The 6862-nt window shown below is 42.1% G+C and carries 6 protein-coding genes and 1 pseudogene; 1 reads left to right on the plus strand and 6 read right to left on the minus strand.

Annotation, left to right across the window (positions count from 1 at the left end; translation table 11 throughout):
• Positions 1-445, minus strand: a pseudogene (locus tag AC1DWN_RS24305) (bile acid:sodium symporter family protein); the annotation flags it as partial.
• A 122-nt stretch (positions 446-567) separates the two neighbouring features.
• Here AC1DWN_RS24305 and yfbR point away from each other — a divergent pair.
• Positions 568-1167, plus strand: a complete 600-nt coding sequence (gene yfbR / locus AC1DWN_RS24310) for a 5'-deoxynucleotidase (RefSeq protein ID WP_477561473.1) — start codon at positions 568-570, stop codon at positions 1165-1167.
• A gap of 20 nt (positions 1168-1187) precedes the next feature.
• On the opposite strand, the gene AC1DWN_RS24315 is transcribed toward yfbR, so the two are convergent.
• The 5 genes from AC1DWN_RS24315 to AC1DWN_RS24335 all read right to left on the minus strand — a co-directional run.
• Positions 1188-2831: a response regulator transcription factor gene (locus tag AC1DWN_RS24315; RefSeq protein WP_477561474.1), complete on the minus strand. Its 1644-nt coding sequence runs from the start codon at positions 2829-2831 to the stop codon at positions 1188-1190.
• Complete coding sequence (locus AC1DWN_RS24320) at positions 2828-4639, minus strand: cache domain-containing sensor histidine kinase (protein ID WP_477561475.1); 1812 nt, start codon at positions 4637-4639, stop codon at positions 2828-2830. The genes AC1DWN_RS24315 and AC1DWN_RS24320 overlap by 4 nt, the downstream gene beginning before the upstream one ends.
• Before the next feature lie 52 nt (positions 4640-4691).
• The gene (locus AC1DWN_RS24325; protein ID WP_477561476.1) at positions 4692-6053 is read right to left on the minus strand and encodes an extracellular solute-binding protein; all 1362 of its coding nucleotides are present in this window, start codon (positions 6051-6053) and stop codon (positions 4692-4694) included.
• A gap of 193 nt (positions 6054-6246) precedes the next feature.
• Positions 6247-6441, minus strand: coding sequence for a hypothetical protein (locus tag AC1DWN_RS24330; RefSeq protein WP_477561477.1), 195 nt, complete (start codon positions 6439-6441; stop codon positions 6247-6249).
• Positions 6442-6450: 9 nt separating this feature from the next.
• Positions 6451-6862 (minus strand): DEAD/DEAH box helicase (locus AC1DWN_RS24335; RefSeq protein WP_477561478.1); only part of this gene is annotated, 412 nt, incomplete at its 5' end.

Consider the following 6862-nt stretch of genomic DNA (forward strand, 5'->3'; position numbering starts at 1 on the left):
GGCCTAACGGTACAACGAAAGGACTAAGTATCGAATCTAAAACAACCATGGCTAGAACAAGCGGGACATTCCCTCCTGACATACCTACCCAAAGGACAGTAGACACACCAAGCGGAATAATTGTGAAAAGGACAAAACCTATAACATAGGGAGAATCTGATCCAAAAATGGCCGTTCCAATTCCATAAGCTGCAAGCGGGGATATGACGTGAGCAATTATAAAAGTAAGCAGCATAATACCAGGACGTTTCATAACCTCTTTCAATTGACCCAAACCGCAGCCAAGCGCCATTGTAAGTGTTACATACGCGAACAAATACGGAACCGCGTTTATAAGCGGTTGAATGCGATTAGCAAAAAGAAAACCAAGGATAAGAGACCCCGGGATAATGATGAACATCCATCTCTCGAAATTTCGATTAAAGGATAGACCGAACTCACGCATACTTTATCCCTCTTTTACATCGTCTAGTCGTTTTCATACATAAGCTATATAATAACATAGACAGAACAACTGTAACATGATAACTAACAAACTGGCGTCTCATAAGGGAGTGTAGCTGTTAAATGGAAAGCCATTTTTTCGCTTATATGTACAGATTGAAATATATTGAACGATGGAGCCTCATGCGTAATACAACAAAAGAAAATGTTGCGGAACATACGTTTCACGTCGCCATACTAGCGCATATGCTTTGTGAGATTGGCAATCATGTCTTTAACCAAACGTACAATGCAGACAGAGCCGTTACAATCGCCCTATTCCATGATGCGACAGAGGTATTTACAGGAGACATACCGACACCCGTCAAGCATCACAACCCAAAAATGCTGGCCAGCTTCCGTGAGATCGAAGCGATGGCCGCGGAAAGATTACTCAGTATGGTTCCAGCTTCACTCAAGCCTGCCTATGAGCCTCTGCTCGGAAAGCTAACCCAAKCACCTGATGAGCATGACAAACAGCTGCATCATATCGTGAAGGCAGCTGATTTATTAGACGCTTATTTAAAATGTTTATCTGAGCTATCCGCCGGAAACCGTGAATTCCTAGTCGCTAAAGGCCAGACAGAGCTTGCGCTCGCCAAGCTTGAGATGCCTGAGGTCGAATGGTTTTTAACTCATCTTGCGCCAAGCTTAGGCAAAACTCTGGATGAGCTGTCGGAGTAACAGATTTAAGCCAAAACATCTTAATCTATTGGATCTACATCATCTAACCCAACCTCAGAAGCTTCCTGTCGATTGCTTCTATAATCAGTTGGGTTTTCGCCTGTATACTTCATGAATACCTTTGTAAAATAACGACGCTCCGCATAGCCAACTTCTTTTGCTATTTGAGCCACACTCTTTGAAGTGTCTAGAAGCATAAACTTCGCTCGCTCCATTCGTTGTCTAGTTACATATTCAATAAACGTTTCTCCGAATGTTTGCTTAAATAGCAAGCTGAAGTATGAGGTGCTAAGCCCTACATACGTCGCTGATTCCTCCACACTGAGATCCCGGTATAGATTCCGATCCAGAAACGCTTTAATATCAAGCATGGAACGCTCTGACTGCTTCTTCTTATCCATCGACTTCTCTGCAACTGCATTCGTCACCTGATGAATAACGGACAACAAATCTTTAATTCCGAAATGCCGATCTAGTTTACGCCAAAGCATTTCCTCTTGCTCCCGTGAGAACACACCCATTTCTTTTATTTCGCGCATGAGATGCAGAACAAAAAAGTGCAACATCGGCTTAATGCGGCCAATAGAAGGGCCCTCTATTTGCTGCAATTGCTTCGTAATACTTTGCTGTTCACTTTCAACTGCTAATGAATCACCGCGTCTCACTGCACTAATTAATTTCTCCGCTGTATCCCAAAAGAGCTGATCCGTTTGTAAGGATTTAAGCTGCCTTGATGGATATATGGTAATAATATCATGCACAGGTGTTAGCTGCATCCCTTGCTGCACAAGCTTATATGCCCGAGATAAATCAATTGCAGCTGCAAATTCGTGGTAAATTCCAGCAAACAAAGAAAGCTTCACATGATTTTTGACGGCATTCAACAGCATATCCGCCCATCTTCGTATGACAGATAAATCGAATTCAGCCGTTTTATCGCATTCAATTAATACACACCATTCACCATCTCGAATTTGAATAACCGCATGATGCAGGGCGTTATTCCCAAGCTTCTCGCGCAGCACATTGCATACGGCGAAGTTCCATAGCTTTCGTTCTTTGTCCGACCATTCGCGCCAATCTTTTGTTTTCTCCGAGCTAACGTCTAAATCTAACACAATTACTACGAACTGCTGCTGACTCAGCTGTTGTTCATCACCAGTCAGCATCCAATTGTCTGCCGTTACATCCGTATAATCCATGATGATGTCGTACAAAATTTTCTCACTTGCAAGATCAATCATCCGCCCAAGCTTTTTCTTTTCTTCTTGTATCTGCTTTTGTTTGTTGCGTTGAGTCGACATGACCCTTGCGATAACACCTGTTAGCTCATCATACGGAATTGGCTTAAGAATATAATCATTGACGCCGAATTGGATGGCTGTTCGGGTATAAGCGAAATCCTGATAGCCTGACAGCATAATAATATCGCAAGGCGTACCATTTTCACGTATATGACGTACTAGCTCAAGACCATCCATAACCGGCATTCGAATGTCGCATAATAATAGATCAAACGTATGCTGCTCCATAAGTTCTAATGCCTCTTGGCCGTTCTTAGCAGTTCCTGCCACTGCAAGGCCAAGCATTTCCCAGGGAATAACCTTCTCTAGGTTTCTCGTGATATGCGCTTCATCATCAACTAACAGTACTTTTCCCGTCATACTTGTTCACCTCTGCTCTTAGGAATGACACAGCGAATTACCGTACCGTACCCCTCTTGGCTGCAAATCMATAAACCATATGCGGAGCCGTAATGAATGCGAAGCCGGTCTGCTACATTTTTGAGACCCAGCCCTCTTCGTTCTCCAAGCTCTGCCGCATTCGCCTGCCTGCTGGATGGGTTAAACCCTTCAGCAAGTTTTTGCAATACCTCAACGCTCATTCCAAGACCATTATCGCGGATCATCAGAATAATCTGGTGCATCTCCACCTCGACATCAATCGAAATAACACCCTGTCCGTCCGCATAACCGTCAAAACCATGCTGTATGCTATTCTCTACCAGCGGCTGAAGCGTTAGCTTTAATATCGTAAAATCAAGCGCTTCATCAGGAACATTTAATTCATAGGAGAAAAGCTCCTCAAATCGATATTTTTGAATTTCTAAATAGCTACGCACATGTTCGATTTCTTGTCTAATTCTAATTTCTTCCGAATCATTCATCGCTGTTCGGAGCAGATTGCTTAATCGCCGAACCATCAGCATAATCTTTGCTCCATCATTTTGAGAAGCAAGTGCATTAATCGATTCGAGCGTATTAAACAGAAAATGGGGCTTAATCTGAGCTTGCATTAACATCAATTCCGCATGCTGTTTGCGAGCTTGCTCTCTTCGAACCTCACTAAGCAAACTGCCTATACGCTCCACCATGCTATTGAAACTATTAGCTAATAATACAGTTTCATCCTTGCCATGTGCTGTAATTCGAATATCAAGCAGCCCTTGTTCGACTAGTCTCATTTTCCTAACGACTTTAATAATCGATTTTGCAACACGATTGACAAAGAATACGTTAAACAATATTGCGGAAAACAGTCCGAGTACGGTTATCATGCCTATCCATTGCACGAAGCGTACATTTTCATCGGTTAGTGAGTTCCATGGCTTAATGGATATTAAAGTCCAACCATTTCGATCCAATTGGTAGGATGACACTAGACTGTCTATACCAGCAAATTTCTCGCGAGAGCTCGCATAGCTACTCGTCTGCTGCGGAAACGAATGTGTTTGTTCATTGATACTTTGACCATCCAATTCGCTTTGGCTGTCCAGCATAATAAGTCCTAATTTATTTACAATCATATATCTGGTTTCAGTAGCATCTGCTTGCGGGTTCTGAAAGGCTTTCAGCATGCTTGAAATCTCTTCTGTCTTATACTGTGTAATCATAACACCAAGGTCATCGAACGTTTCCATATCCTTAACCACACGCATTTGTGTAAATAATGGCGGATCAACGCCTGTTAGCTCCCTTTGCTCGTAAGGACCAATCCAAAGTGGTCGCCCACCGAGCTGCAGCACTTCTTGATAAAGCGTCGTCTCTTCCAACAGTTCAAATGTAATAGGTTTAAAAGTCGTCGGATCATTCCGATAAGAACGGAACATCGTCCCATTCTCGGCATATAGCACAACAAAGCTGACTGCTGGATGTTGGAATAAAATCCGCTTCATTTCTTTCTCTGCTTGATTGATGGCAATCTGCATACTAGCRTCGCTTGAGACTACGTTGCTGTATTTGAGCGTATCCTGAACCTCGGAGCTTGTCAGGTTCCCGTCAGATAGTTGATCCAGCTCTCGGAAGAAATATCGAATATTGCCTCCAACAGCCTTGAGCGTAATTTCTGTTTGCTCACTATATTTTTTCTCAAGCAAAGCCTCCGAATTAATGAAGGAGAATATGCCTAGACCAATCATTGGGATAATAATTAGAAGTATAAAGGCCAGCATCAATTTCGGTTTCAAGTTCATGTGTAGAATCTCCCTCATCCATTAACCTTTTACTTATCCAATACTCACCCCATTAATTAACTGTGTTAGACAAATTAGCTCTATCTTGCGCGGCTTGAATTTTTGCAGCTACTTTCTCTGGTCCGCTTACTTTACCAATAAGCTCTTGAATACCAACGTTGATGGTAGAAGCGACAGACAGTTGGACGATTGCGTCATAAGCTTTCCAATTACTTGAAGCATTGACCATTACATTTAAAATTTCAGTTGTAAGCGGATCTATACCTGATAGATCTCTTAGCTTCATGGATGGAAGTAGTTTATCTTCCACTAACGTACGTTTTTGAACTTCCTCTGTATAGAAGTTAGCAATGAATTTTTTCACCGCAACGATTTGATCTTCACTGAGGTCAGCAGAGAATCCAAATCCGTTCGAATAGGATGCGTTAATTGAAGTTTGGTCACCAGCTCCGCCTTCTATAGCCGGGAATGCGAAGTAACCGATATGCCCTTTTAGTGTTCCTGCCTCTTCACTGGAAAATCGATTAGCATCCCAAGTTCCTGTGAATACCATAGCTGCTTTGCCGGAAAGAAATTGCTTACCTTGGTCAGCATATTCAATGCCAAGAGCGTCTTTTGTAAAGTATTCCTTATTCACAAGCTCGGCATAGTAAGAAAATCCCTTTAAAAAATTGACGTCTGTCCACTTCGCTTCCCCTGTAAGGACTTTAGAGAACTCCTCCATACCAACGTTTCTCTCCATTACTGTGTTCCACATCATACCATTAACCCATCCGTCTTTCGCTGCCAAATCAAAAGGCGTATATCCGGCAGCTTTAAGAACATCACATACTTGAAGCAATTCCGCCCATGTGGTTGGGATTTCCAAATCAAGCTCAGCAAACACTTTCTTGTTATAGAAAATCGCTTCGCTGTAGCCTCCGAAAGGAAGACCGTAAACTTTATCATCTATTGTAAACTCGTCCAAACTTGCAAATTTATCATTCAGATTAAGCTCATCAATAATCGGAGTAAGGTCAAGCATGCGATTTGCTTTCACATACAGCTTAAGATCTGCGCCTCCGAACACTTCAAAAATATTGGGTGGATTGCCTGCGGCCATTTCAGCCTTCAGCTTTTGATCACGGTTAACAATTTCATCTATGCCTTCAAGCTTAAATGTTAAGCCTTCGTTCTCCTGTTGTGTTTTGGCAACAACATCCTCAATAATTTTTAAACGAGACTGGCTTGTTTCTTTTATTTGTGTATGACGAAGTGACAGGGTAACATCTTTCTTTTCTGCCACGGGTTCAGTTATTTCTTCAGAATTTTTCTTATTTGTTAGCGCATCGTTTGCTCCGCAAGCAGATGCAACTATCATAGTTGATAAGAACAGCGCAGATAGGGCAACAAATCTTTTATTACTCTTTTTCATTGCCTAGACCTCCTGATTGATAACATTTCATATTGCCGCGCTTCTTTATTATAATCTTAACCGTTCATAAGAGTGGAGGTCCAAAAACCGATGAGATAGGGATACAATTCTATTGTTTTTGAAATACGATATAAAAACAGTTAGCCCGCCGAGTTTATTTTCCCCGACAGGCTGAGTATAACTGCGTAACGTATTAGTAACGCATATTGTTTGTTATTTCTTTTATCACTTCATAAAACTGCTTCCACTCTTGATTAGCATGCTCTAATTGCGGCTTTCTCTCCATTACATCTAGTTCAGTCGATTCAGGCATTGCTCCTTCAGAGTCTCTTGTATCGCTTTCCAGTTGAATCTTTTGTTGTTTTATCCGCAAGCTATCTAAAGACATTTATATCCCTCATCCCTTAAGCCAGCTTTTTCTTAAAGCAAAAAGCTCCTTCAAGTCATCTGTCGACATTTCCGTAATAAACTGATCGGATTGGCCAACGACCTGATCGTTCAAAGATTGCTTCCGCTCAATCATTTCATCAATCTTTTCCTCTAAGGTTCCCGTTGTTATAAATTTATGCACCTGAACCTGCTTCGTTTGTCCGATTCGGAATGCTCGATCCGTTGCCTGATTCTCAACCGCGGGATTCCACCAACGATCAAAATGAAACACATGGTTAGCAGCAGTCAAATTAAGACCCGTGCCCCCAGCCTTAAGTGATAACACGAATGCACAGCAGGGCTCCTCAGGATTTTGGAATCGTTCAATCATCTCATCCCGTTTTGCCTTTGGAACGCCGCCATGCAAGAAAGGTACCGGC

The sequence above is a fragment of the Paenibacillus sp. P4_A7 genome, from assembly GCF_056402455.1.

What these genes read in the sequence shown, in the direction of transcription:
- AC1DWN_RS24315 (WP_477561474.1), bottom strand. Translation starts at nt 2,831, where the DNA reads ATGACGGGAAAAGTACTGTTAGTTGATGATGAAGCGCATATCACGAGA.
- AC1DWN_RS24325 (WP_477561476.1), bottom strand. Translation starts at nt 6,053, where the DNA reads ATGAAAAAGAGTAATAAAAGATTTGTTGCCCTATCTGCGCTGTTCTTA.
- AC1DWN_RS24330 (WP_477561477.1), bottom strand. Translation starts at nt 6,441, where the DNA reads ATGTCTTTAGATAGCTTGCGGATAAAACAACAAAAGATTCAACTGGAA.